The sequence below is a fragment of the Bacillus sp. AFS023182 genome, from assembly GCF_002560575.1.
Classification (GTDB): domain Bacteria; phylum Bacillota; class Bacilli; order Bacillales; family Bacillaceae_G; genus Bacillus_A; species Bacillus_A arachidis.
The window spans coordinates 18,516-42,647 of sequence record NZ_NTRO01000069.1; the positions used below are offsets into that span (position 1 = coordinate 18,516).

Sequence of the window (24,132 nt, forward strand, 5' to 3'; positions counted from 1 at the left end):
TAGAAACCGCCAAGCATGAAGAAAAAAGGATTCTTAGTGGTACCTTTTTATAATTAATCTCGCAGACCGAATCCAATGATTTTCTTCGTTTTCATATCAACAAACGCATCTACATTTCCAAGTTTGTAAGAACGATCAGATGGAAACGAAACACGATAGACCTCTTTTCCAATATAAGAGGAATCTTTGACAGAAGATATTCCAGCTTGCAACGTTTCTGTCGTAACTGTAGCATGCTTCCAGCCAGTGCTTATTTCTTCTTTCGCATGCTCAGATAATTGATTCCATACCGTTTTCTTTAATTCGTCCTTAGGAGTACCTTTACATGAGCTTAATAGAAAACAAGCAAGAACGAGGAGTGCGAAAGAAAGTATTCGACCTCTCATTTAATACCACCATTTCTTCTGCGGGAGTAAAACAATATCCACATTAAAGTTTTCTATAAACCAATCACGCATCAAAGTTTTCTTTATTAAGTATTCAGAAGCTGAATGCGATACGCCGATAAGCGACATATTTGTTTCTTTCACATAATCCATAATTAATGAATATTTGTATTTGCCGTATTCATTATCGATATGACAATGAATTTCCCCTGTAATATACGCCTCGGCGCCTTTTTCTTCTGCTTCTTTGAGAAGATCTACTTTATCACCGCAACCAGCGATAATCGCAATTTTTGTGATAGATTCATGGTGTTTACCTTCAAAGTCTATGTACGGAACGTGGAAGAGTTCTTTTAGACGTTGTTCGAGGTTGCTTGTTGTTGTTTCATGCATTTCGCAAATGAGTCCACAGGGTATATCTTTTCCATCATAAGCAAATCCATCTACTATATTGGCCTCTAGAGCTTTAGCAATCGCAATGCTTGTTCCATATGTTTGATGATGATCCATTGGAACGTGGCATGTATAAATAGAGAGTTCTTTTTCTTTGATAGTTTGTAAATCGTGCATTGGAATAGGTACAAATCCTCGTCCAGATTTTCCGAGTGGATCACCACATTCCATCACAAGAGGGTGATGCATAAAAAGTAAATCACCTGGCTTGGATTGTGAGATGAATTTTTCAAGAACATCATCTGTTGGAAAGACAGCTAAAAAGATTGTGTTTACAGTTTCAGCACCTTTTATCATAAGACCGTTAAAGGTATTTACAAAGTCTGCTTCAAAAAATTGTCGCCAAGGAAATTCGATTGGATCGTATACAGCTGGAATAAATCGACTAAAGGCACTGTCTTTTCCGTATTTTTTGATTTGAAATAAAGAATCTAGTGCATGTTGTACTTCTTTTAAGGCTGGCATAATCTCTCCTCCTTTATCACATTCATTGTATAGTAGTTGTAATTTTCTGTATATAACAAGTGGATAGAATTCACAAAAAGAATGGTACAATATAAGAATTATGTATAGAAGTAGGAGGAAAGAGAAATGAACGTGACTGTAACAGATGCAGCATATAAAAAGATTATGGATACGATTCCAAGTGAAACAAAGTTTATAAAATTATTTTATGATAATGAAGGGTGCGGCTGCGTGATGAGCGGGATTATCGACTTAGTGGCTGTATCAGAAAAAGATGAACGTGATGTCGATATTGAATCAAATAAATTACAATTCATTGCAGATCGAACAAAGCTTGTGTTTATGGATGATAAGCTTATTGTTGATTTACATGAATCAGGCGGGCATTTTCAACTGAAAAGTCCGAGCCAATTTTATAATCCAACTATGAAACTGCATATTCGAGTATAATTTATTAAAAAGGGGCAAATTGCATGCTCCTTTTTCTTATGTAATTTTTCATGTAATGAAATGTACATATAATTGAATTTTCTGTATAATTCTCTGTGCGGAGGGGATACATATGAGAAGATGGGGGATTGAATTATTACTTTTAAGTGTGGTTATGATTTGGGGTATCAATTATACAATTGGAAAATACGGACTTGTAGAACTTACAGCAATTGAGTTTACTGCGCTCCGGATGATTGCAGCAGCACCGCTATTAGTAGTACTTACATTTTATATTGAAAAGTCATTGTACATGGAATTAAGGGATATACCAAGGCTCATTGTAGTTAGTGTTGTGGGAATCGTGCTGTATCAAACATTATTTATGGAAACTATAAAGTATACATCCGCTACGAATGCTTCTTTACTTATTTCTATTTCACCTATTTTTACAACGGTGTTTGCAATTTTTCTTAGACAAGAGAAGTTTTCTTCGCGAAAATTAGTTGGCTCTATTATAGCTTGCATCGGTGCCTCCCTTGTTTTATTAGTAGGACATTCACTTGCTGGGTCTTTTTATGGAAATGGAATTGGACTCATTACATCGATATGCTGGGGGCTATATCCAGTTTTAGCTGGACCACTTATAAAAAAATATTCGGCACTTCGTGTGACTACATGGTCAGCAGTTGTTGGAGCAATTCCGCTTGTTATACTGAGCGGCCCACATGTTTTTTTGCTGCCATTCCAAATTGAACAAGGGATGTCATGGTTTGCACTACTATATTCTATTTTCTTTGTAACGGTATTTGGTTTAGTCATTTGGTATGTCGGGGTTCAAAAAATTGGTGCTTCACATACGATGGTATATATGTACATTACACCGCTTGTTGCGGTTGTATTTGCGGCGGTATGGGCGAAAGAGCATATTTCGTTCCAACAGATGATTGGTGGTTGTATTATCTTTCTCGGCTTATGGTTTGTAAAGTCTGAAAAACTTGATGCACAGCATATCGCATCAGAATATATATCAAAATAGGAAAACAGATCAGTCATGATCTGCTTTCCTATTTTTTTATTTTTGGTAAAAACATAAGGAATAAAATGGAAATGATAAGTGGGATAAAGTTGAGAAAAGGTATGCGGAATAGTGCAATAAGAATAATTCCGGAGAGAAGAACACCGAGGACAGCATAGAAGATACTATGTTCTTTTGTGTACCAATATAATGAGAGTCCTATAAGTGCAGGGATAATGAGGTGAATGAGAGCCATTAAAAAATAAATCATTAGACGCCCCCTTTATTTGTGTACTCATTACATACATATAAATTGAAAAACTGACATAAAACCTTTCTTTATAGGTGGGAGAGAGGATTTGGTCGAGCGGAGAAGTGGTAAGAACTTTTTTTGCCGCATGCCATGTGAGAACAGAAGGAGAAAACGAGCGGAGATCTCTTTTTGTTTCCAAGGCCTTGGTTTATATGTTGGAAAATGAAAGTGGATATATCTACATCATATCCATATTTTTGTAGATTGATATCACTTTTTTGTAAATCTATGAGAAATGTTTGAAAAAAAGTCACAAGTTGCGCCTGCTTCCAAACTAAAAATCTTGTATAATATTATTTCCAAAAAATATTTTAACAACATAAGTGTAGTGTTTATGTTGTTTATTTTCGAATGTAACAGATAAAGTCTGATGATATGTAAATAAGATGATAAAGGAGAACTGCATGATTAGTATGTCATTAAGGTCATTTAAAATCCAAATGTATTATTTGCTAGGTGCAATGCTATTAGGTTGGGCGATGACACCTTTTTCTGCACACTTTTTAGGTGTAGGGATTGGTTTACTCGTTAGTATGTATTGCGTTTGGATTTTAGGAAGACGTATTGAAAAGCTTGGAGATAGTATTGTAAAAAAGAGTAAAGCACCGACACTTGGTATGGTTAATCGTTTTGCAGCAGCGATACTCGGCGCAATTATTATGTATGAAATTGAACATCATATGGTTATGTGGGCATTTGCTGTTGGAATTATGGGTGGTTATTTCTTGATCGTTATTAATTTAGGCTATTACAGCATGAAAGATGCGAAGAAATAGGTAAATACAGAACCTTTTCTTTTTTAGGTAAGAGAGAGGATTCGATGGTGAATAGAAGTGGTCAGAGAATTTTTTTACTCTATGTCATGTGAAAACAAATGGAGAAAATGAGTCGAGAATCTGTATTTGTTTGCCAAGCAACGATTTATATGTTAGAAAATCAAGATATATAGAAAGAAGCTTACGTTTTAGCGTAAGCTTCTTTTTTATTGTAAGTATGTGTAACCTATAAAGTCGCATGGGTTTTGTCGGTGAGTACGCGAACTTTTTAGGCTACACTATACTTATTCATATGAGTAAAGGGGTATTCAAACAGTAAAGGTTAAATTAAGCGATTGGACCGCCTAATTTGATAATGCTTTCGGAAACGTTCTCGAACTTTTTGAAGTTTTCTTTGAACTTATCTGCAAGCTCGATTGCTTTTGCTTTGTAAGCTGCTTTATCAGCCCATGTTTGTTCAGGCATTAATACTTCATCAGGTACACCTGGTACATGAAGTGGCACTTCAAGACCGAAGATGTCATGTTTCGCTGTTTCAGCGTTATCAAGCTCGCCGTTTAATGCTGATTGTACCATTGCACGAGTGTAACCTAAGTTCATACGTTTTCCAACGCCGTATTCGCCACCAGTCCAGCCAGTGTTTACTAAGAATACTTTCGCATCATGTTTCTCGATCTTTTCACCAAGCATTTCAGCATAGCGAGATGCATCAAGTGGCAAGAATGGAGAACCGAAGCAAGTTGAGAACGTTGCTTGCGGAGATGTTACACCGCGCTCAGTTCCAGCTAGTTTACTAGTGTAACCGCTTAAGAAATGGTACATAGCTTGCTCTTTATTTAACTTACTGATTGGAGGCAATACTCCAGATGCATCAGCAGTTAAGAAAATAATTGTATTTGGATGTCCTGCAACACTTGGTACTACGATATTATCAATCGCATCAATTGGGTATGCAGCACGTGTATTTTCTGTTAATGTAGTATCATTATAATCTGCAATACGTGTTTGATTATCAATTACAACGTTCTCAAGCACTGATCCAAATGTAATTGCATCAAAAATTTGTGGCTCTTTTTCATGAGAAAGGTTAATACATTTTGCGTAGCAACCGCCTTCAATATTGAATACGCCGTTATCAGACCAACCGTGCTCATCATCACCAATTAATTTACGGTGTGGGTCAGCAGATAATGTTGTTTTACCTGTTCCAGATAAACCGAAGAATAGAGCAACATCACCTTCTTCACCTACGTTTGCAGAACAATGCATAGATAAAATATCTTGTTCCGGAAGTAAGAAGTTCATAATAGAGAAGATTGATTTTTTCATCTCTCCAGCGTATTCAGTACCACCGATTAATACGATGCGTTTTTCAAACGAAACCATAATAAATGCTTCAGAGTTTGTGCCGTCAATCTCTGGATCTGCTTTAAAGCTTGGTGCAGAAACAATTGTGAACTCAGCTTCATGATTTGCTAATTCGTCTTCAGTTGGACGAATAAATAATTGATGTACGAATAAATTGTGCCATGCATATTCATTAACAACTTGTAATGGAAGGCGATAGTTACGATCAGCGCCAGCGAATCCTTTAAATACGAATAATTCTTCTTTTTCTTTTAAGTATTCTAATACTTTTGTATATAATTTATTAAAATGTTCTTCAGAAATCGGTTGATTTACAGATCCCCAAGCGATCTTATCTGCAACCGATGCTTCTTTCACAATAAATTTATCTTTAGGAGAACGTCCTGTATATTTTCCTGTAGAAGCAGATACAGCGCCAGTAGAAGTCAATTTCCCTTCATTTCTCATTAGAACTTTTTCTACTAATTGTGGAACGCTTAGTTGAACCTGTGCATTGCTTCCGTTCAGTAATTCGTGTAATCCAATTTGGACATTCACAGTACTCATATTTATATACCATCCTTTTCATTTTAATGAAATTTTTCTCGTAATCCCCAACAAGAGTATAACACAATCATATAAATAATGTATACTATTTATTTATTTTTGTTTGTGTGAATGTATTATTTTCCTATTTATATTTCGTTCGACAAATAATCCGAAAAACTTGTGGGAATATGTGAATATTAATTGACAAATGAATATCATTTCTTTAGTATAGGTTGGGACGGATACTCTCTTATCCCGAGCTGGCGGAGGGACAGGCCCGATGAAGCCCGGCAACCTCACTTGTAACGGTAAATACAAGTGAATAGGTGCTAAAACCTGTGCGAGGCGAACGGTCTCGAACGATAAGAGCGAAGGGCAAAAAGCAGTATGCAAGTAGCAAATTAAACCTTTCCTCTATGTTAAGTGGGAAAGGTTTTTCTTTTACTTGTTTGGGAGAATATATGAATGTCGCAGTTTGTGGCAAATTAAGGATGAGTTCCGTACAATATATACAATTACTGTAGGGAGGTTTACCACATGACAAAACAACGTCATCTGTTCACATCTGAGTCTGTAACTGAAGGACATCCAGATAAAATTTGTGACCAAATTTCTGATTCAATTTTAGACGCGATCTTAGCAAAAGACGCAAACGCACGTGTAGCTTGTGAAACAACAGTAACAACTGGTTTAGTATTGGTAGCGGGGGAGATTACAACTTCTACTTATGTAGATATTCCAAAAATCGTTCGTGAAACAATTCAAGGTATCGGTTACACTCGTGCAAAGTATGGATTCGATGCAGAAACTTGTGCAGTTTTAACATCTATTGATGAGCAGTCTGCTGACATCGCTATGGGTGTTGACCAAGCGTTAGAAGCGCGTGAAGGTCAAATGACTGACGCTGAGATTGAGGCAATTGGTGCAGGGGACCAAGGTTTAATGTTTGGTTTTGCATGTAATGAAACAAAAGAATTAATGCCACTTCCAATCTCGCTTGCTCACAAATTAGCTCGTCGTTTAACGGAAGTTCGTAAAGATGAAACATTAGAATATTTACGTCCAGACGGTAAAACGCAAGTTACAGTTGAGTATGATGAAAATGGTAAACCAGTACGCATCGATACAATTGTAATTTCTACACAGCATCACCCGGAAGCTACATGGGAACAAATCGATCGCGACTTAAAAGAGCACGTAATCAAAGCTGTAGTACCAGCAGAATTAATGGATGAAGAAACGAAATTCTTCATTAACCCAACTGGTCGTTTCGTAATCGGTGGACCACAAGGGGATGCTGGTTTAACAGGACGTAAAATTATCGTTGATACTTACGGTGGATACGCTCGTCATGGCGGCGGTGCATTCTCTGGTAAAGATGCAACAAAAGTTGACCGTTCTGCAGCATACGCAGCTCGTTATGTTGCGAAAAACATCGTTGCAGCTGGTCTTGCTGAAAAAGCAGAAGTACAACTTGCATACGCAATTGGTGTAGCACAACCAGTATCAATTTCAGTTGATACATTTGGCACTGGTAAAGTATCTGAAGAAGTACTAGTAGAACTAGTTCGTAACAACTTCGATCTTCGCCCAGCTGGTATCATCAAAATGCTAGACTTACGTCGCCCAATTTACAAACAAACAGCAGCTTACGGCCACTTCGGACGTACTGATGTAGATCTTTCATGGGAACGTACAGACAAAGCAGCAACTTTAAAAGAGCAAGCTAGTCTATAATATAAGAATGAAAAGCTTTGCGCGGAGCGCAAGGCTTTTTTTTATTTGTAATTAGACTGTAGCAAGGCAAACGTTTCAATATCATGCCATTTACCATTTCGGAATACAGCCTCCTTACACGTACCTTCATGCTGAAAACCGAGCTTTTTATAAAGGTGAATCGCTCTGTCATTAAATGAAAAAACACGTAAGGATATACGGTGTAAGTTTAATTCTAAAAAGGCGTAATCCAATAATAAAGTTAATGCTTCTTTTCCGTATCCCTGCCCCCAATAATCTTTCCTTCCGATATCGATAATACATTCTGCATTTCGATTATGTGTATCGATGTTAATTAAAGATGTGATGCCAATGGGGAGGCTACTCTTTTTTTGTTCAATGATATAACTTTTAGAAGTAGAGGAGTGAATGATTTGCCCGCAAAATTGCTCTACTTCCTGAAATGAATACGTATCAAGATTGAGACTGGTAGCGCTCATAACTTCTATATCATTTCGCCAATGGTAATAGGTTGGAATATCACTTTCTGAAAACTTTCGTAAACGAATCCGATTTGTTTCGAACAAGTGAAAAACCTCCTTTACTTTACTGTATTATTTTGGCTCTTACATACTCCAGCACACGAACTGCAATATACTTCTCCATCAAGTTCAATATATTTTCTCATATTCGTCATTCCGCTTGGAGGAAAAGGCATATGAACCCAAGCTTTTTCATATGTTTGAATTTCTTTGTCGCATGATCTGCAAAGTGTAGGTTTTTTGCGAAACAATGGCCATCAACCTTTCTTTTGACGTGCTTTTCCGGCGCAAAATGCACTGCATAGTAAAAAGAGTGTCGCAAATCCCCATCCGCCGATTGCTGAGTATGGGACAGCGTCCTTTAATGCCATTCCAGCACTGATGGAAGCGATAAATAGAAGGATAAATACCGTTGTGAGTTTCTTATAAAGTTCCATGAACGAGCCTCCTAATTATGAAAAATTATTTAGTATTTATCAGATCGTTTCGCACGAATTTAAATGCAATGAAATAAATAGCGAGTAAGAGGGGAATCGCTGTACTTGTTAAGTATGTGCGGTTAGAATCATAGGACCTCTTTTTTTATGGTTATATATACCAATATTGTATCATAATGTTTTAGCCGTTCACTAGATAATTATGTAAATGTGATGTACTGCACATTCGAGAGAACTTCTATCAGGTATGATAAAATTATGAGTAGTTCATAAGAAGGAGCGAATAAAAATGAGCGTAATAGAACATAAAAAGCAAGCGCCTAAAAAAGTACGCTGTAAAATTATCACAGTTTCTGATACACGCACAGAAGAAACAGATAAGAGTGGTAAGCTATTAAAAGAATTATTAATGGAAGCAGGACATACGGTAACTGCTTATGAAATTGTAAAAGATGATAAAGAAAGTATTAGACAGGCTGTATTAAGTGGATATCATCAAGAAGATGTTGATGTGGTGTTAACAAATGGAGGAACAGGCATTACAAAGCGTGATGTTACGATTGAGGCAGTTTCGGCATTATTAGATAAAGAAATTGTTGGATTTGGTGAATTGTTTCGGATGATTAGTTATTTAGAAGATATCGGAAGCGCTGCAATGTTAAGTAGAGCAATTGGCGGAACAATCGGAAGAAAAGTTGTCTTTTCAATGCCAGGTTCTAGCGGGGCTGTTCGCCTTGCGATGAACAAATTGATTTTGCCAGAGCTTGGGCACATTACATTTGAGCTGCATCGACAATGAAAAAACTCGCCGGAATTGTATTAGCAGGTGGTAGGTCGAGACGTTTTGGGGAGCCGAAAGCGTTGGCGATTTGGCAAGGACATACTTTTATTGAACACATCGTTCAGGTGATACAGACTACTGTGCAAGATGTAGTTGTAATTAGTCATCCTGATATAAAAGAGAAAATTGTTACTTTGGTAGACGTTCCTGTTATAGAAGATATTCCTTCCTATAAAGGAGATGGACCGCTTGCTGGGATTGTATCTGGAATGGAGCATATTGAAGCAGAATGGTATATCATTTTGCCTTGTGATACGCCGAACCTTTCAAATGAGTGGATTACCGCATTAGTAAAACAAATCAGTGAAGGCTATGAGGCAATTGTTCCAGTGATTGATGGCAGAAAACAGCCGTTATTAGCGGCATATCATCAGAGTATGAAAGAGGAAATTTATACGCTATTAGAGGAAGAAAAGCGAAGTATGGGACAACTTTTATCACAGTGTAACGTAAAGTATGTGATGGGAGAAGAATGGAACGCGGTTAAGGAATTGTTTGTGAATGTAAATACGAAAGAGGAATATGTCCGGGTACTCAAGGAGAACAAGACCAAAAAGGTATGACGTTATAGAAGTCATACCTTTTTTCTTTATGAATGGAACTTTCCTATTTAAGCAAGTAGTTCGGCATTATTTTGCTGAAGCACCTCTTCATATTGCATGTATAAGCTGTGAAAAATTTCATTCCAACTTTGTGTGGTGGCATAGGATCGAGCCGCTATACTCATTTGTTTACGCGCTTCTTCGCTATTTAACAATTGATAAATGGATGATAAAAATGAGTTCGTATTTTTGGGCTCGCAAAGAAAACCTGTTTTTCCATCTGCAATAATATTTTTTACTCCGCCAGAATTTGCACCAATCACTGGTGTACCACATGCGAGAGATTCAAGCACGACATTACCAAATGTTTCTGTGGCTGATGGAAATATCATAAGGTCAGAGCAGGCATAAGCTTCTGCTAGGTTTTCTCTTTCCAAATATCCAGTAAAGGTTACGTTATTGGTTGGTGTAGTTTCACGTAAATCTTTAGCAAGAGGACCATTTCCAGCAATAAGCCAATGAATCGCATCTTTTCGTTCTTTTATTGTTGTATGAATAAGCCTACGAAGGGTATCAATATCTTTTTCAGGGGCAATGCGTCCGACGTATGAAAGAATGTATGAAGCAGTAATATTATATTTTTTTCGGAATACGTCTTTATTGTAAGCAGGATGGAAGAGAGAACAATCTACTCCTCGTCCCCATATATATAAATTTCGAAATTTCTTTTGAGTTAATTGCTGCAATGTTTCAGAAGAAGGGACAAAGTTTTTTTGCATATGACTGTGGAACCATTTCAAATAATTCCATAACATATTGGAGAAAAATTCAATTTTATAATATTGTAAATAAGCGTCAAAGTCAGTGTGATAAGAACCGACAAGAGGAATACCTAGTTTTTTCGCATAATACATGCCGCAAAGCCCCATGTTAAAAGGAGTAGCAACATGAATGATATCAGGATTAAATGCAAGAAGTTCCTGTCTAATACGCGGGGTTGGAAATGCAAAGCGGCATTCTGGATATAGTATTTTCAGCGGGATGCTTCTCATCTTATTCACATTGGCGACAAAATTATCTTCTGCTGTATGTTGTGGTGCGAATACAGAATAGGCAATATTTTGTTTTTGAAAATAACGAGTTAAACGATCTAAAGTTTTTGCTACACCATTTACTTGCGGTGTGAATGTATCAGTAAATATGGCGACTCTCATCTAATCTCCCCTTTACATAACAAGTGGAATGAATTGATAAAAAGAGATAATGCCAGAACATGTGCCAAGGCACATACCTACAAATACATCAGATGGATAATGAAGTCCAAGATAGATGCGGGAGATTCCCCCAATCATTGCTAATGGAAGTAAAAAAAATATTAAGGTTGGATCATAACAAATAAAGGGAACAGCTACTGAAAAAATAGCTGTTGTATGACCGGATGGAAATGAATGATCTTGTAGTGGATGCAATGGGTATTTTGCATCTTGAATCGTTAAGTAAGGTCGTTTACGTGGGTACCATCTTTTTAATATTTGCACAGGAATATGACTCATTGTTAATGAAAGAGCTGCTGCAATTGCGGCAGTGTGCAGAAGTCCTTTTGAAAAGATAAGAAGGCATAACGTGAGCGAGATAGAAAAGGTTGCACCACCGATATGTGTAATCGTGCGGAAAAAGATATTTAATGTTTTTTGATCAAAGTAACGGTTAATTCCTTTGAAAATGTAACATTCTATTTTGTATAAGGAGTTGACGGATTTAGCTTTCATGAAACCTCTCTCCCCTCATTTATATATGTATTGAGATGATATCTTTTATTTTAATAAGAATTTATTGAGGGAATAATAAGATTTTGTAAAGAGAACGTTAGAGTTTTAATGAAAAAAAGCTGCCACCTTAATGGCAGCAAGCAGAACTATTTTTGAAGTGACTTATAATATTGCCCTTTTTCAACATACTGTTTGCGAATGCGATCCATATCTTTTCGATCTTCATCTGTTAGTTCGCGAATAACCTTTGCAGGACGACCGAAAGCTAGTGTATGAGGAGGGATCTTCTTTCCTTGTGAAACTAAGCTATCGGCACCGATGAATGCACCTTCGCCAATTTCAGCACCATCTAAAATAATGGATCCCATCCCGATTAAAGCATCTTTTTTTAAAGTGCAGCTATGTAAAATCACTTGATGTCCAACTGTAACATCGTCTTCTAAAATAAGGGGATACTGTGGACTTTGATGAAGCGTACATTGATCTTGTACATTTACTCTATTTCCAATGATTGTTGGCGAAACATCACCGCGAATAACAGTATTAAACCAAATGCTTGATTCTTCGCCGATTGTAACATCACCTGTAATCGTAACGTAGTCAGCGATAAAAGCACTACTCGCAATTTTCGGATTTTTATCTTTATAAGGATATATCATGTAAAGCCTTCCTTTCCTAGAAACTAGTTTTAGTGTATCAAATTACAGAAAAGAGTGAAATGGAGGAGTTTCGTATGTGGAATTATGAAGCAGAAACAGCCAAAGCGGTAATCGTGATTGTGCACGGGGCGATGGAATATCACGGACGTTATGAGGCACTAGCAGAAATGTGGACTCATTTTGGGTATCATGTTGTTATGGGAGATCTTCCGGCTCATGGAACAACTTCAAGAAATAGAGGACATATCGACTCATTTGATGAATACATAGAGGAAGTAAAATTATGGGTGAAAGAAGCAAGGAAATATCGGCTTCCTATTTTTTTATTTGGTCATAGTATGGGCGGACTTATTGTCATTCGTATGATGGAAGAAACGAAGAGAGAAGACATAGATGGAATTATATTAAGCTCGCCATGTCTAGGTGTTTTAGCTGCACCTGCTGCTCCGCTTCGAGCTGCTTCAAAGTTGTTAAATATTCTCACACCGAAACTCCAATTCCCCACAAATCTTACAGTAGAAATGTCAACTAGGAATAAAGAAATTCGCGATGCGATGGAGAATGATTCGTTGTTCTTGCGCAAGGTGTCAGTTCGTTGGTATAGTGAATTGATAAAATCAATTGAGATTGCTCATGAAAAAATTGATGAGTTTCCAGATGTTCCGCTCTTGCTAATGCAGGCGTGTGAGGATAAACTTGTAGATAAAACACGTGTCCGTAAATGGTTTGATAACTTAAAGGTTAATGATAAGACGTATAAAGAATGGTCAAATTGTTACCATGAGCTATTAAATGAATATGAGCGAGATGAAATTTTAAGCTATATCAAAGCATTTACTGAAATACATGTAAATAACATAATAGAAACAAATAAATAATGATTTGGACATTTAATAGAGGAGATGAAGGAAGAAGTGAACGTACCGAGTAATCCCATAACGCTCATGGCGAAAGTATACCGTGATGTGTTTCCGGTTGTACACCATGAGCTAGCGATGTGGAAAGAGCGTGCCTACCATATTCCGAATGATGAGCTTCATAATCAGGCTATTGCAAGTATTGAACATAAAACGTTTCATTGTGAAGGTGGTGGTATTTTAGCACTGCTTGCAAATGAACACCGTGAGGACTGTATTCGTTTTATTGTAGCGTATCAGACAATTAGTGATTACTTAGATAACTTATGTGATCGTAGTACATCGCTTGATCCAAATGATTTTGCTGCACTTCATGAATCAATGCTGGCTGCATTAACACCAGAGAGTGAAGGAAGTAATTACTATCGTTATCGTGATGATCAAGATGATGGTGGTTATTTAGATGAGCTTGTTGCAACATGCCAAGATGTTTTGCTAAAAACAAAACACTATGACAGGATAGCGCCAATCCTTCACGAGCTTGCTTGTTACTATTGTGATTTACAAATTCATAAGCATGTGAAACTAGAAGAGAGAGAACCGCGCTTGCGAACATGGTTTGAAGCTCATAAGGAAAATGTACCACCGATGAGCTGGTTTGAATTTTCGGCATGTGCAGGATCTACTCTTGGAATCTTTTGTCTTGTTGCCTATGCGTTTCATGATGAATTACTTGATGAGGATATTGCAAAGATTAAGCAAGGTTATTTCCCTTATGTACAAGGTCTTCATATTTTACTTGATTATTTCATCGATCAAGAAGAAGATCGTATCGGTGGAGACTTAAATTTCTGTAGTTATTATGAAAATGAACAAGTGATATTAGAGCGAATGAAGCATTTTGTGGAAGAAGCGGAAAGAAATATTGGTGACTTACCACATGCGAAGTTTCATCGTCTTATTAGTCGCGGTCTTCTTGGAATGTATTTATCTGACCAAAAGGTATCAGAGCAAAAGAATATGCAGCAAATGGCAAGGCGCATTGTGAAATACGGGGGGTTCACTTCACGATTCTTCTATTGGAACGGGAAGATGTACCGAAAGAAAATGGCACAGTGATGAAAAGACCACTCTTTTTAGGAGTGGTCTTCTTTACTATGTATATTTGAAAGTTGTGATTTACTTAGGAAAAACATATTCTATAAAATGAAAAGTTCGATTTCCTAATCTTTTACATATCCCTCGAGGAGGTCAAGCATGCTATGAAAACAGAGAGGATGTTTTCGATACTTATTTATTTGTTGAAAAAAGATATCGTTCCTGCTGAAGAGTTGGCTAATACATTTGAAGTCAGCAAAAGAACGATTTATCGAGATATAGATGCTTTATCGGCAATTGGTATTCCTATTATTTCTTATTTAGGAAAGAATGGTGGTTTTACGTTAATTGATAACTATCAACTAGATAAATTTACATTTAGTGAAGAGGAAAAGAAATTTTTACTAGAAGGCTTAACCTTAAAAAATGAACTATTTGATAACAATCAATTATCAATGCTACAAAAAAAATTAGAGTTATTGAAAGAAAATAAAGAGGAATATCATTCCAATATCACAATATCATCATCTACATTACATAGAGAAACGATAGAAGAAGAGACAAAACGAAAGGTCAAAAAAATACTGTCTATAATTGATGAAGGAAATAAAATCCATATTTCTTATGTGTCACAAACAGCAAATATATCTAGTCGAATGATTCAGCCTTTAAAACTAAATTTTATGAACGGTAGTTGGTATTTAGAAGCTTTTTGTGAGTCTAGAAAAGCTTTGAGATTATTTAAATTGACTAGAATAAGAAGTATGGAAATTATACATGACAATACTAGAGCGGCCTATACTGAGAAAAATGAATATGTAACGAATAAGGCAGCTAAAGTAGAGAGGATTGTATTATTATTCTCAAAAAGTGAACTTGGAAAATTATACGACTTCTTTACTGATGATGAAATAGAGTTTCTTGAAGATGGAGAGTTAAAAGTAACTTTTCAATATGATAGCAATAAAAATATATTGCCATTTCTCTTGATGTTTGGGAGGCATGTAAAGATACTAGAACCTTTATGGCTTAAAAATAAATATAGAGGTGAAATTGAATATATTTATAAAAGCTGACAGACTGTTGTCATATTATGAATGCTATACTTTCCATATTAACTAGTGGGGGAATGATCTATGAATACAGCGATTACTGAAAAACATATTTATGGAAAAAAGGTAAGAACAAATAATCAAAATACAGATGCCATACTTAATCTATGGGAAGAATTTCTTCGTTTAGATTTAAAAGGTGATGTATATGGTGTTTATACGAACTATGAAAGTGATTTTACAGGTGATTATGATTTATATATTGGCACGGAAGAGAAACTTGTTGAGGAAAGTAATGTCATCATTCCCGCTGGTAACTACCATGTTGTAGAAGTAGATCATAGTGATCCCAAAGGTGTCTTTAACGCTTGGGTGGATATTTGGAACAGTGATATCAAAAGAGCATATAAAACAGATTTTGAATTTTATTCTAAAGATGGAAGTATAAAAATATTTCTGTCGGTTGAATAGTAAATAATTAACCGGTTCCTATACAAGGAACCGGTTGTTTTGCTCCAATATCGGAAAGAATTCACAAAAAAAATCGCATTCGCCTTTTGAAGTCTGTTTCCCAATGATAACCATAAGCGAGGCGGAGTTTATTAATAAAAATCCCTCGGGTATGTTGGAGTTTTTCATAACATTGTATAGCCCATTTCAAAAGGAATATTTTTTGTTTTCATGAAATCTTCCTTCTATCTTTTTTGATAGGATACATATTTGTTTACAACGGCTTTAGCCAGACAAGTAGATGAATCCACAAAACAAAGGTTATGTAGTTCTGTACCCCATATAACATTCAAATCTGTACAAGCGATAATAACGGCATCTACGGATTCACCCAATTCTGTGCAAAGTGTACGCCATAATTCGCTTGCTTCACTTATGTTTCCAGATTTTATTTTCGATATAATTTGAGTGCCATCTCTTTGCCAGTTGTCTTTATGTATGTAGTCCATACCGCGTTTTGAAATTCCATCTTGATATATGCCAGATTGAACAGTCGCATCAGTAGCTAAAAGAGCTACTTTTTTTACGTGATCGGGTATTTCTTTTATTGTTTCATCAACCATATTTAAAATGGGAACTGAAATAGAATTTTGTAATTGATCAAAATACAGATGAGCTGTATTACATGGCATGGCGATAAAATCCACACCTGTACTTTCCAGTTTTTGTGCACCATGTACAATAGCCTGTTTCATATCCTTATGATTAATAGGCCTATCCATATAAAAAGGTGTTGGACAAGAATAAATCATCATATGTGGGAAGTCCATATCGTACTTTGCGCCGTATATCTTTTGGCATTGTTCAACTACTGTATCAACGAATGGTCCTGTTGATTTTGGTCCCATTCCTGCTAGTATTCCAATCATTGTTGTATCTCTCCCTAATTTCATAATCTAAATTTAGAAATTCTTGTTTTCATCTACATGTTCCTTCTTTTTCGTACAAGAGAAAGAAATAATCCTATTAATACAACTGAATATGCAAGTGCCCATGCAGTAAGCCAAAGCACACGGACAGGTAAATGATGTTCATGTTGACCAAGCATCATAAAATGATTAATAGGAGGGAAGAACCATAATAATTCTGGCATGTCTTTTTTGAGACGAATGGATGCGATTGTAATCAGTAATACAAATGAAAGGCTAAGCCAAGCTGTACTTGCTTTTTGTATGATATTTCGTGTAAATAAAGTTGTGATAGAAGTACCCAGTATAGATAAAGAAAAGTGGACAAGGAAACCAGTTATAAATAATGATACTGTCATTTTTTCGTTAAACATATGAAAGGCAATTGGGTATATAACAGATATAAGGGATAGAACACTACAAATGAGAAGTACTGTTACATATTTACTAAGGTATAAGGCCTGTATGCTTTTGGTATGAGAAAGAGTAATTTGTTCTTGAACAGGGTCTTCCGTATGAAACAGTGTGATGGTGATCCAAGCTGAAAGTAGGTAGAGCATAAGTGCGGTTTCTAAATATGTTGTAACAATCGGATTTGGCGTATAGGCATAGACAAAGAGCAAACTTATGATGTACATCGCGATTGGTGGAACATACTTGTACGACTTTGTATAATCAAGAAAATTGTAGCGAATGAGTGCAATCATAAAGATCCTTCTTTCGGTTTTGGAATTTAGGTTGTAGCAATGTAACGGACGCATTGTTATGTAATAAATAGTGAAGTATGTCATTTGTATAAGCCTTTTCAATTTGTAATTGAATGAGGCTCTGGTTAGATGCGACATGTATGCAGCCAGATTGTTTTTGTAACTTTGTAATAGAAAATGTATACGGTACAGTTGCTTCTATGTAGATATGCTCTTTCGGGATTGCATCAGATGTTAAAAGTCTATCCTCTGCAATCGTACGATTAGCTAGTGTCACAATTCGGTCAGCAAAATTTTCTAATAGCTGTTTCTCATGGCAGGTGAAGAGAACGGTAAGACCTTGTTGTTTTAATGTAAGCAATATTTGCTCGAGTTCTTGTTGTGATTTTAGATCAAGACCTGAAAGCGGCTCATCTAAAATTAAAAGATCTACGTTGCTAAGGAGTGCTTGGATAATACCAGCCTTGTGCTTCATTCCTTTTGAAAAATTCTTTACAACGGAATGATTGACGTGCTCTAAATGAAAAAGCTCTAGTAGGGGTGGGATTTTATTTTGTAAATGCTCTTGAGATAACCCGTGAATACGACCAAGGTGATACAAATAGTCTTCCAGTGTAAAACGAATATCCTCTGGAAAATGTTCAGGTACATATCCGATTTTCATGTCGGGTTGTTTCTTGATTGTTCCAGTTGTAGGAGTAATAAATCCAGTAACTATTTTGAGGAGTGTACTTTTTCCAGTACCATTCCCACCAATAATGGCAGCTGCTTGTCCTTTTGGAATAGATAAGTGAATGTCTTCTAAGATTAGCTGTTTTCCATATCTCTTTGTTAGCCCTTTCAATTCTATCAACAAAATATTTACCTTCCTTCTTTGTAAGGTTTACACATCCATTATATGGTAAATTTTGTCGATAGGACAATAAAAAAGCCGTGCAGTGTATGCACGGCTTATCGCTTTTCAATCGCCACGATAAATGGCGGATTATTTTGTTGGTTAATGAATCCGTAACGAAGCACGTGGGTTTGTGTTTGATCCAGTTCTTCAGCGAATTTCAGTACAGCATCACGTTCTATTTGTCCTTCAGGATGTCCGTGATAAATGACAAGAACGATGATTCCTTCTGGTGCCATGATGTCTAATAATTGTTCGATGGCAGCTATCGTTGAATTTGGTTTTGTAACGATATGTTTGTCACCGCCAGGAAGGTAACCTAAGTTAAAAATGGCTCCAGTCACTTTCCCTCTTGCTTCTTCTGGTAATACGGATAACAAAGTGTCGTGGCTGTCATGAATAAGAACAGTTCGTTCTTCTAGGCCTTTTTCTTTTAGACGAGCAGTCGAGTTTTCAATTGCTTCCTGCTGAATATCAAATCCAAATACTCTCCCGCTCTCTCCAATGATTTCCGCTAGAAAGCAAGTATCATGACCGTTTCCAAGTGTTGCATCTACAGCATAATCGCCTTCTTTAACAGCTGTTTGCAAAAGAGTGCGTGCAAACGGCAAGACACGTTCTAATTTCATACTGATTTCACCTCGTTTGCATATTTCCCTTGCCAGCTTCCGCGGCGTACAAATTCTGCATCTATGGAATTTAATACCTCCCATTTGTTTAAGCTCCACATTGGACCAATCATTAAGTCAGGTGGACCGTCACCTGTGATACGATGCACAATCATATTTGCTGGAATAATCTCAAGTTGATCGACAACGAGACTTACATAATTCTCGAGAGAAAGAAATTCTAATTGTCCTTTTTCATATTGCTTCACCATTGGCGTTCCTTTTAATAAATGGAGCAAATGAATTTTAATTCCTTGCACATCAAGTTTGGCTACTTCACGCGCCGTTTCCATCATCATGTCGTAGTCTTCAAGTGGGAGACCGTTAATAATATGAGAGCATACTCTAATGCCGTGTTTACGAAGCTTGTTTACACCTTCCACATATGACGGATAGTCATGGGCACGGTTAATAAGATTTGCTGTGCGCTCGTGAACAGTTTGTAGTCCAAGTTCGACCCAAAGATATGTCCGTTTATTTAAATCAGCTAAATATTCCACAACATCGTCAGGTAAGCAGTCAGGGCGAGTAGCAATGGAAAGACCAACAACGTCTTTTTCTGCTAAAAGTGGTTCGAATTTTTCTTTTAACACTTCTAATGGAGCGTGTGTGTTTGTGTATGCTTGGAAATAAGCGATACACTTTCCATCCTTCCATTTTGAATGCATTTTTTCTTTCATTTCATGATACTGCGTTATAACATCATCGCGGCGATCACCAGCAAAGTCACCAGAACCGGCAGCGCTGCAAAATGTGCATCCGCCGTATGCAACTGTGCCATCACGGTTTGGACAATCAAATCCAGCGTCTAATGAAACTTTAAAGATTTTTTCGCCGAACTCTTTTCGTAAGTGATAATTCCACGTATGGTAACGTTTATTGTCATTTGTATATGGAAAAGGGTTTTGAGCCTTCATTACATATCCCTCCTAAAACCTAAAATGAAACAAAATCCATTATAACATACTCATAAGGTCAATATGGAAGGGACACACTAAGGGGGAATTAACGGCAAGGAGGAAAAATGTAATGGCAGAGCGTCAATCACTTGAAGAATATATTACGCAAGCAGAGCAAGCGATCGAATATGCAAAAGAACAATTAGATATTGGAAGTAGACAAGAGCATTACAACACAATGGAGTATTCTGATGCGCAGTTAAAATTGGAACAGGCTTATAACGATTTACAAGTAATGCAGCAACACGCAAATGATGAACAGCGTGAACAGTTAAACCGTGCACGTATGGCGGTTCGTCAATTGCAGCATCAAATGATTATTACACCACACTAATAAGGAGTGAATGAAAGTGGCAAAGCGCTCAGATCAAAACAACCCAGAGCAAAAAACACAAAATGGGCATAACGCAGAATTTTCAAATGAACTTGATCCAGTAGTACAAGCAAAACAGCGGAATCGTAAAAAGGGACAACCGCAAAAATCGAAACAATCAGAGTAAGCCAGGTCGCAGTATGACCTGGTTTTATTTTTTGTAATTTTGAGCACCTACATTATAATTAAGTTTCAAGTAAGAATAGTAACGGAGGAATGAATAATGATTGCACATATCGGTACAGTAGCAGTTTACGTAGAGGATCAACAAAAGGCACTTGAATTTTGGACGGAACAGGCTGGATTTGAAGTATACCGTAATGACCCAATGGGACCAAATGCAAGCTGGATTGAAGTAGGACCAAAAGGAACACGTTCTCACTTAGTTATTTATCCAAAATCAATGATGCCAAATGCAAATGAATTAAAAGCATCGATCGTATTTGTAACAGAAAATATTACAGAAACGTATGAAACAATGAAGAAGAACGGGGTAGAGTTTACGCAAGAGCCGAATGAAATGGCGTGGGGAACGTTTTCTATTTTTAAAGATAATGAAGGAAATGAGTTTGTTTTAAAGGGTTAGTGCTATGAAAAGTTGAGTTTATACAAACTCAACTTTTTTATCATATTTAGCGAGAAGACCCCTACCTCAAGCGCTTAACGGTAGGTGGGGGGAGTTCAATTATATTACAAAAGTGTAAGGTGAATGTAATGTTAAGCAATAGCAGATATCTTCCAAAAGGCGCAAAATAGGAAATGGAAAAACAAGCGTAGGAGGATATATATGAACAAACCAGTTGTAGACGTTAAAAGTGTTCAAAAAGTGTACGGTAAAAAAGGTGAGAGTCAATCACACGCATTAAAAGGTGTATCATTCTCAATTCAAGAAGGTGAATTTGTTGGCATCATGGGGCCATCTGGTTCGGGGAAAACAACGTTACTAAATGTAATTTCAACATTAGATAAAGCAACAGGCGGTGTTGTTGAAATTGCAGGTACGGATATTACAAAGATGAAGCAAGGTGAACTATCTGATTTCCGTTCTCAAAAATTAGGATTTATTTTCCAAGACTTTAATTTATTAGAGAACTTATCAATCTATGAAAACATCGCTTTACCGTTATCACTTCAAGGTGTTCCATCACGTAAAATTGGACCAAAAGTAGAGAAGGTAGCGGAAATGCTAGGAATTTCAGCAATACTTCAAAAGTACCCTTCTGAAGTATCTGGTGGACAAAAACAACGCTCAGCAGCAGCGCGTGCACTTGTGCATGAACCAGCAATCATTTTAGGAGATGAACCAACAGGAGCACTTGATTCTAAAAACGCAACAAGTCTTCTAGATGCGATGACAAATTTAAACGAAGAACAAGGCGTTTCTATTATGATGGTTACTCACGATCCATATAGTGCAAGTTACTGTCAGCGTATTTTATTCATTCAAGATGGAGAGCTATACAAAGAAATTCATCGCGGTGGTACGCGTGAAGCGTTCTATAAAGAAATTTTAGATGTACTTGCAGACTTAGGTACACAAAAAGCATAAGAAAGGAGGTTCAGGCATGTTATTTAAGCTTTCTATGTCAGGACTAAAAAGTAAGCTGAAAGACTATATCGTCTTACTTGTTGGTCTTGTTATGTCTATTTCAATTTTTTATATGTTTCAAACGTTAGCACTGAATAAGGCGTTTCTTGAATCAAATTCTATTATTAGGTCGATTGGATTTGTATTCCAAGCTGGTTCATTCTTACTAGCAATTATCACGTTTTTCTACATTTTATACGCGAACTCTTTCTTACTATCACTTCGTCAAAAAGAGTTCGGTATGTATATGATGCTGGGAGCAAAAAAGCATAAGATTACACTACTTATGTTTATGGAAACAATCATTATTGGAGTAGCATCTCTAGTGATTGGGATTACAGTAGGTGTAGGTCTTGCACAAGGAATTGGGCAGCTACTTATGAAGCAGCTTGAGTTTACTGCAGGTGGTTATCAAGCATTTTATGTCCCATCAATGACTGTTACTTGCATTTTCTTCTTTGCACTATTTGTGTTATCTGCAATTATGAACAGTATTAAGCTATCACGTATTTCAGTCTTACAACTTGTACATGCAGATGCACAAACAGAGCGTGTTGCGGTGAAAGGAAAATTGACGGGTGTAGTAGCATTTTTAGCAATTGTTTTATTAGGCATTGGTTATGCTTCCATGGTTTATATGGAGAAGTTAAGAGAAATGGGAATTATTATTGCGTTAATTACAACAACAGCAGGCACTTATATGTTATTTGGATCTGCCCTACCATTTATTATTAAAAAGCTAAAGAACAATAAGAAGCGTAGTGAAAAGGGGCTTAACGCATTTACATTTGCGCAATTAAACTTCCGTATCAATAGTTTAACAAAGGTACTTGCAACAGTTGCGATGTTAATTGCACTTGGTGCAGGAGCAATTTCTGGCGGTATGGCTTTTAAAAATAATGTTATGAAGACTGTTGATGGTGTTGAAATATATGATTCAGTGGTTCATAACCCAACAGCAAAAGAAAAGAAAATTTTAGATGGTATTCCATTTAAAGAAAAAAGTGAATATCGTTACAAAACAGATGATAAATATGTTTACTACTTAAAAGAAGATTTAGAGAAAAATCGCCCATTGGTACGCGATGGTGTAGGTAAAGAAAGTTTTGATAAATTTAAGAAGGTTTCTGAAGAGCTTCCCGTAGGTGCTATTTCAAGAAATATGAACGAAAAAGATGCGAATACAAAAAAACTTCCAGAAGAATGGGAGGAAGCTTTTAGAACGCTTCAGCCATTTTATTTATTCCCTGATCAAGCAATTAAAATTGTCGATCAAAAAATGTACGATGGTATAAAAGGTAAAGAAGGTATTGTATGTATTGGAAAAACAGATGATTTTGTAGCATATACAAAAGAATGGAAAAAACTTGACGAGTTGCAACTAGATAAATATAAAAATATAAAAGCAGATAATTTACAAACTAAATATGTGATGTATACTGGGTTTCACGGTATTGCAAGTGGAACAGTATTTATGGGCTTCTTCCTCGGAATTGCTTTCTTAGCAATGATGGCAAGTTGTTTAATGTTTAAAATTCTTTCTGGTGCATCAAAAGATATTACACGTTATCAAATGCTTCGTAAAATCGGTGTTCGCCGTGAATTATTAACGAAGTCTATCTATAAAGAGTTATTCTTAGTATTCTTATTCCCAGCGATTGTAGGTATCGCTCACGTATTGGTTGGAATGAACATTTTCGGATTTATTTTACTTGATCCGTATTTCCGTATTTGGCTTCCAATTGTTATTTTCGTAGTCATTTACGCAATTTATTACTTCATTACAGTTCAATTGTATAAAGGAATAGTTCTTCCGAAAGAAGACTAAGATTTAGAAAATACCGAGCAGAGGGTGCTCGGTATTTTTTGATTAAAACGTTTAAGGCTTCTGTGAATATTGGATTAACAATTGTATCAAGAGGAGAATTTTCTATTATTTTAGCGAATATCGGAATGGCAGGTGGCTTAATGGCTACAATTAAACCATTTTCAGCTTTATATGTTTTGATATTGGCATCTATAGGACCTTTACTAGCGAAGGAATCCAATAGGATATATGCTGTATTAGATAAAATATTTAAATGGAGTTCTAAAGAGCGGTCAAAATCAGAAATAGGATGAATCTCCTGTGGGAAATTAAAATATAAAGATTAGTCATAAATAGTTCTATTGATGTAATTACAAAACAGAATGCAAGTTATAACAGGAAATCATGTGGGATAGAATGTATGTTTTAGAGATCGATTCCAATATAGAAAGGAGCTGCCTCAAAAGA

The 24,132-nt window shown here is 36.4% G+C and carries 30 protein-coding genes, 1 pseudogene and 1 riboswitch; of the genes and pseudogenes, 16 read left to right on the forward strand and 15 right to left on the reverse strand.

What is annotated here, in order from left to right; translation table 11 throughout:
* Positions 1-53 precede the first annotated feature (53 nt).
* Both CN288_RS23325 and CN288_RS23330 read right to left on the reverse strand, forming a co-directional pair.
* Positions 54-386, reverse strand: coding sequence for a hypothetical protein (locus tag CN288_RS23325; RefSeq protein WP_026593809.1), 333 nt, complete (start codon positions 384-386; stop codon positions 54-56).
* Positions 387-1,304 carry a Nif3-like dinuclear metal center hexameric protein gene (locus CN288_RS23330; RefSeq protein ID WP_098303208.1) on the reverse strand — a complete coding sequence of 306 codons (918 nt, stop codon included), beginning with the start codon at positions 1,302-1,304 and terminating at the stop codon, positions 387-389.
* 126 nt (positions 1,305-1,430) lie between these two features.
* On the opposite strand from CN288_RS23330, the gene CN288_RS23335 reads away from it, so the two are divergent.
* Positions 1,431-1,754 (forward strand): iron-sulfur cluster biosynthesis family protein, encoded by a 324-nt coding sequence (locus CN288_RS23335; RefSeq protein WP_026593807.1) that lies wholly within the window; start codon positions 1,431-1,433, stop codon positions 1,752-1,754.
* A 112-nt stretch (positions 1,755-1,866) separates the two neighbouring features.
* Complete coding sequence (locus CN288_RS23340; RefSeq protein ID WP_098303209.1) at positions 1,867-2,772, forward strand: DMT family transporter; 906 nt, start codon at positions 1,867-1,869, stop codon at positions 2,770-2,772.
* 28 nt (positions 2,773-2,800) lie between these two features.
* On the opposite strand, the gene CN288_RS23345 is transcribed toward CN288_RS23340, so the two are convergent.
* Positions 2,801-3,022, reverse strand: coding sequence for a hypothetical protein (locus tag CN288_RS23345; protein WP_026593805.1), 222 nt, complete (start codon positions 3,020-3,022; stop codon positions 2,801-2,803).
* A 446-nt stretch (positions 3,023-3,468) separates the two neighbouring features.
* Here CN288_RS23345 and CN288_RS23350 point away from each other — a divergent pair, with 446 nt between their 5' ends.
* Positions 3,469-3,840 carry an ATP synthase subunit I gene (locus CN288_RS23350; RefSeq protein ID WP_026593803.1) on the forward strand — a complete coding sequence of 124 codons (372 nt, stop codon included), beginning with the start codon at positions 3,469-3,471 and terminating at the stop codon, positions 3,838-3,840.
* A gap of 327 nt (positions 3,841-4,167) precedes the next feature.
* On the opposite strand, the gene pckA is transcribed toward CN288_RS23350, so the two are convergent.
* Positions 4,168-5,754, reverse strand: a complete 1,587-nt coding sequence (gene pckA, locus CN288_RS23355) for a phosphoenolpyruvate carboxykinase (ATP) (protein WP_026593802.1) — start codon at positions 5,752-5,754, stop codon at positions 4,168-4,170.
* Between the two features lie 229 nt (positions 5,755-5,983).
* Positions 5,984-6,105: riboswitch (SAM riboswitch) on the forward strand.
* A gap of 168 nt (positions 6,106-6,273) precedes the next feature.
* Here pckA and metK point away from each other — a divergent pair.
* Positions 6,274-7,473, forward strand: a complete 1,200-nt coding sequence (metK, locus tag CN288_RS23365; RefSeq protein ID WP_026593801.1) for a methionine adenosyltransferase — start codon at positions 6,274-6,276, stop codon at positions 7,471-7,473.
* Positions 7,474-7,514: 41 nt separating this feature from the next.
* On the opposite strand, the gene CN288_RS23370 is transcribed toward metK, so the two are convergent.
* The 3 genes from CN288_RS23370 to CN288_RS23380 are packed head-to-tail and all read right to left on the reverse strand — an operon-like array spanning position 7,515 to position 8,431.
* Entirely contained in the window at positions 7,515-8,039 is a 525-nt protein-coding gene (locus CN288_RS23370; RefSeq protein ID WP_026593800.1) for a GNAT family N-acetyltransferase, read from the reverse strand.
* Positions 8,040-8,053: 14 nt separating this feature from the next.
* A complete protein-coding gene (locus tag CN288_RS23375) occupies positions 8,054-8,245 on the reverse strand; it encodes a hypothetical protein (protein WP_026593799.1) in 192 nt (63 codons plus the stop codon).
* Between the two features lie 6 nt (positions 8,246-8,251).
* Complete coding sequence (locus CN288_RS23380) at positions 8,252-8,431, reverse strand: hypothetical protein (RefSeq protein WP_026593798.1); 180 nt, start codon at positions 8,429-8,431, stop codon at positions 8,252-8,254.
* Between the two features lie 289 nt (positions 8,432-8,720).
* Here CN288_RS23380 and CN288_RS23385 point away from each other — a divergent pair, with 289 nt between their 5' ends.
* Positions 8,721-9,230 carry a MogA/MoaB family molybdenum cofactor biosynthesis protein gene (locus CN288_RS23385; RefSeq protein WP_026593797.1) on the forward strand — a complete coding sequence of 170 codons (510 nt, stop codon included), beginning with the start codon at positions 8,721-8,723 and terminating at the stop codon, positions 9,228-9,230.
* On the forward strand, positions 9,227-9,835 hold the full coding sequence (locus CN288_RS23390; protein WP_026593796.1) for a molybdenum cofactor guanylyltransferase: 609 nt from the start codon (positions 9,227-9,229) through the stop codon (positions 9,833-9,835). Before CN288_RS23385 ends, CN288_RS23390 begins: the two co-directional genes overlap by 4 nt.
* Before the next feature lie 47 nt (positions 9,836-9,882).
* Here the strand turns inward: CN288_RS23390 and CN288_RS23395 are convergent, their stop codons facing one another.
* The 3 genes from CN288_RS23395 to CN288_RS23405 all read right to left on the reverse strand — a co-directional run bounded on the left by CN288_RS23395 (position 9,883) and on the right by CN288_RS23405 (position 12,242).
* Positions 9,883-11,028, reverse strand: coding sequence for a glycosyltransferase family 4 protein (locus CN288_RS23395; protein ID WP_098303210.1), 1,146 nt, complete (start codon positions 11,026-11,028; stop codon positions 9,883-9,885).
* A 12-nt stretch (positions 11,029-11,040) separates the two neighbouring features.
* Complete coding sequence (locus tag CN288_RS23400) at positions 11,041-11,583, reverse strand: phosphatase PAP2 family protein (RefSeq protein ID WP_098303211.1); 543 nt, start codon at positions 11,581-11,583, stop codon at positions 11,041-11,043.
* A gap of 146 nt (positions 11,584-11,729) precedes the next feature.
* Complete coding sequence (locus CN288_RS23405; protein ID WP_098303212.1) at positions 11,730-12,242, reverse strand: gamma carbonic anhydrase; 513 nt, start codon at positions 12,240-12,242, stop codon at positions 11,730-11,732.
* 74 nt (positions 12,243-12,316) lie between these two features.
* Here CN288_RS23405 and CN288_RS23410 point away from each other — a divergent pair, with 74 nt between their 5' ends.
* The 4 genes from CN288_RS23410 (at position 12,317) to CN288_RS23425 (ending at position 15,720) form a co-directional block, all read left to right on the forward strand.
* Positions 12,317-13,120 carry an alpha/beta hydrolase gene (locus CN288_RS23410; protein WP_026593792.1) on the forward strand — a complete coding sequence of 268 codons (804 nt, stop codon included), beginning with the start codon at positions 12,317-12,319 and terminating at the stop codon, positions 13,118-13,120.
* A gap of 36 nt (positions 13,121-13,156) precedes the next feature.
* Positions 13,157-14,218, forward strand: a complete 1,062-nt coding sequence (locus CN288_RS23415; protein WP_026593791.1) for a tetraprenyl-beta-curcumene synthase family protein — start codon at positions 13,157-13,159, stop codon at positions 14,216-14,218.
* 116 nt (positions 14,219-14,334) lie between these two features.
* The gene (locus CN288_RS23420; protein ID WP_303745783.1) at positions 14,335-15,273 is read left to right on the forward strand and encodes a helix-turn-helix transcriptional regulator; all 939 of its coding nucleotides are present in this window, start codon (positions 14,335-14,337) and stop codon (positions 15,271-15,273) included.
* A 60-nt stretch (positions 15,274-15,333) separates the two neighbouring features.
* Positions 15,334-15,720, forward strand: coding sequence for a GyrI-like domain-containing protein (locus CN288_RS23425; RefSeq protein ID WP_098303214.1), 387 nt, complete (start codon positions 15,334-15,336; stop codon positions 15,718-15,720).
* A gap of 224 nt (positions 15,721-15,944) precedes the next feature.
* On the opposite strand, the gene CN288_RS23430 is transcribed toward CN288_RS23425, so the two are convergent.
* The 5 genes from CN288_RS23430 to CN288_RS23450 form a co-directional block, all read right to left on the reverse strand.
* A complete protein-coding gene (locus CN288_RS23430) occupies positions 15,945-16,628 on the reverse strand; it encodes an aspartate/glutamate racemase family protein (protein WP_098303215.1) in 684 nt (227 codons plus the stop codon).
* Positions 16,629-16,681: 53 nt separating this feature from the next.
* The gene (locus CN288_RS23435; RefSeq protein ID WP_098303216.1) at positions 16,682-17,374 is read right to left on the reverse strand and encodes an ABC transporter permease; all 693 of its coding nucleotides are present in this window, start codon (positions 17,372-17,374) and stop codon (positions 16,682-16,684) included.
* The gene (locus tag CN288_RS23440) at positions 17,343-18,230 is read right to left on the reverse strand and encodes an ABC transporter ATP-binding protein (RefSeq protein WP_026593786.1); all 888 of its coding nucleotides are present in this window, start codon (positions 18,228-18,230) and stop codon (positions 17,343-17,345) included. Before CN288_RS23440 ends, CN288_RS23435 begins: the two co-directional genes overlap by 32 nt.
* A gap of 95 nt (positions 18,231-18,325) precedes the next feature.
* Positions 18,326-18,898 carry a class I SAM-dependent methyltransferase gene (locus CN288_RS23445; protein WP_098303217.1) on the reverse strand — a complete coding sequence of 191 codons (573 nt, stop codon included), beginning with the start codon at positions 18,896-18,898 and terminating at the stop codon, positions 18,326-18,328.
* Positions 18,895-19,854 (reverse strand): TIGR01212 family radical SAM protein, encoded by a 960-nt coding sequence (locus CN288_RS23450; RefSeq protein ID WP_098303218.1) that lies wholly within the window; start codon positions 19,852-19,854, stop codon positions 18,895-18,897. The genes CN288_RS23445 and CN288_RS23450 overlap by 4 nt, the downstream gene beginning before the upstream one ends.
* Positions 19,855-19,966: 112 nt before the next feature.
* On the opposite strand from CN288_RS23450, the gene CN288_RS23455 reads away from it, so the two are divergent.
* The 6 genes and pseudogenes from CN288_RS23455 to CN288_RS23480 form a co-directional block, all read left to right on the forward strand.
* Positions 19,967-20,230, forward strand: a complete 264-nt coding sequence (locus CN288_RS23455) for a YtzC family protein (protein WP_026593783.1) — start codon at positions 19,967-19,969, stop codon at positions 20,228-20,230.
* 16 nt (positions 20,231-20,246) lie between these two features.
* A complete protein-coding gene (locus CN288_RS23460; RefSeq protein ID WP_003208774.1) occupies positions 20,247-20,396 on the forward strand; it encodes a hypothetical protein in 150 nt (49 codons plus the stop codon).
* Positions 20,397-20,492: 96 nt separating this feature from the next.
* Complete coding sequence (locus tag CN288_RS23465) at positions 20,493-20,855, forward strand: VOC family protein (protein ID WP_026593781.1); 363 nt, start codon at positions 20,493-20,495, stop codon at positions 20,853-20,855.
* Between the two features lie 201 nt (positions 20,856-21,056).
* Positions 21,057-21,818 carry an ABC transporter ATP-binding protein gene (locus CN288_RS23470; RefSeq protein ID WP_026593780.1) on the forward strand — a complete coding sequence of 254 codons (762 nt, stop codon included), beginning with the start codon at positions 21,057-21,059 and terminating at the stop codon, positions 21,816-21,818.
* A gap of 16 nt (positions 21,819-21,834) precedes the next feature.
* Positions 21,835-23,685, forward strand: a complete 1,851-nt coding sequence (locus CN288_RS23475) for an FtsX-like permease family protein (protein WP_098303219.1) — start codon at positions 21,835-21,837, stop codon at positions 23,683-23,685.
* Positions 23,686-23,738: 53 nt separating this feature from the next.
* A pseudogene (locus tag CN288_RS23480) lies at positions 23,739-23,978 on the forward strand (potassium:proton antiporter); the annotation flags it as partial.
* Positions 23,979-24,132 lie beyond the last annotated feature (154 nt).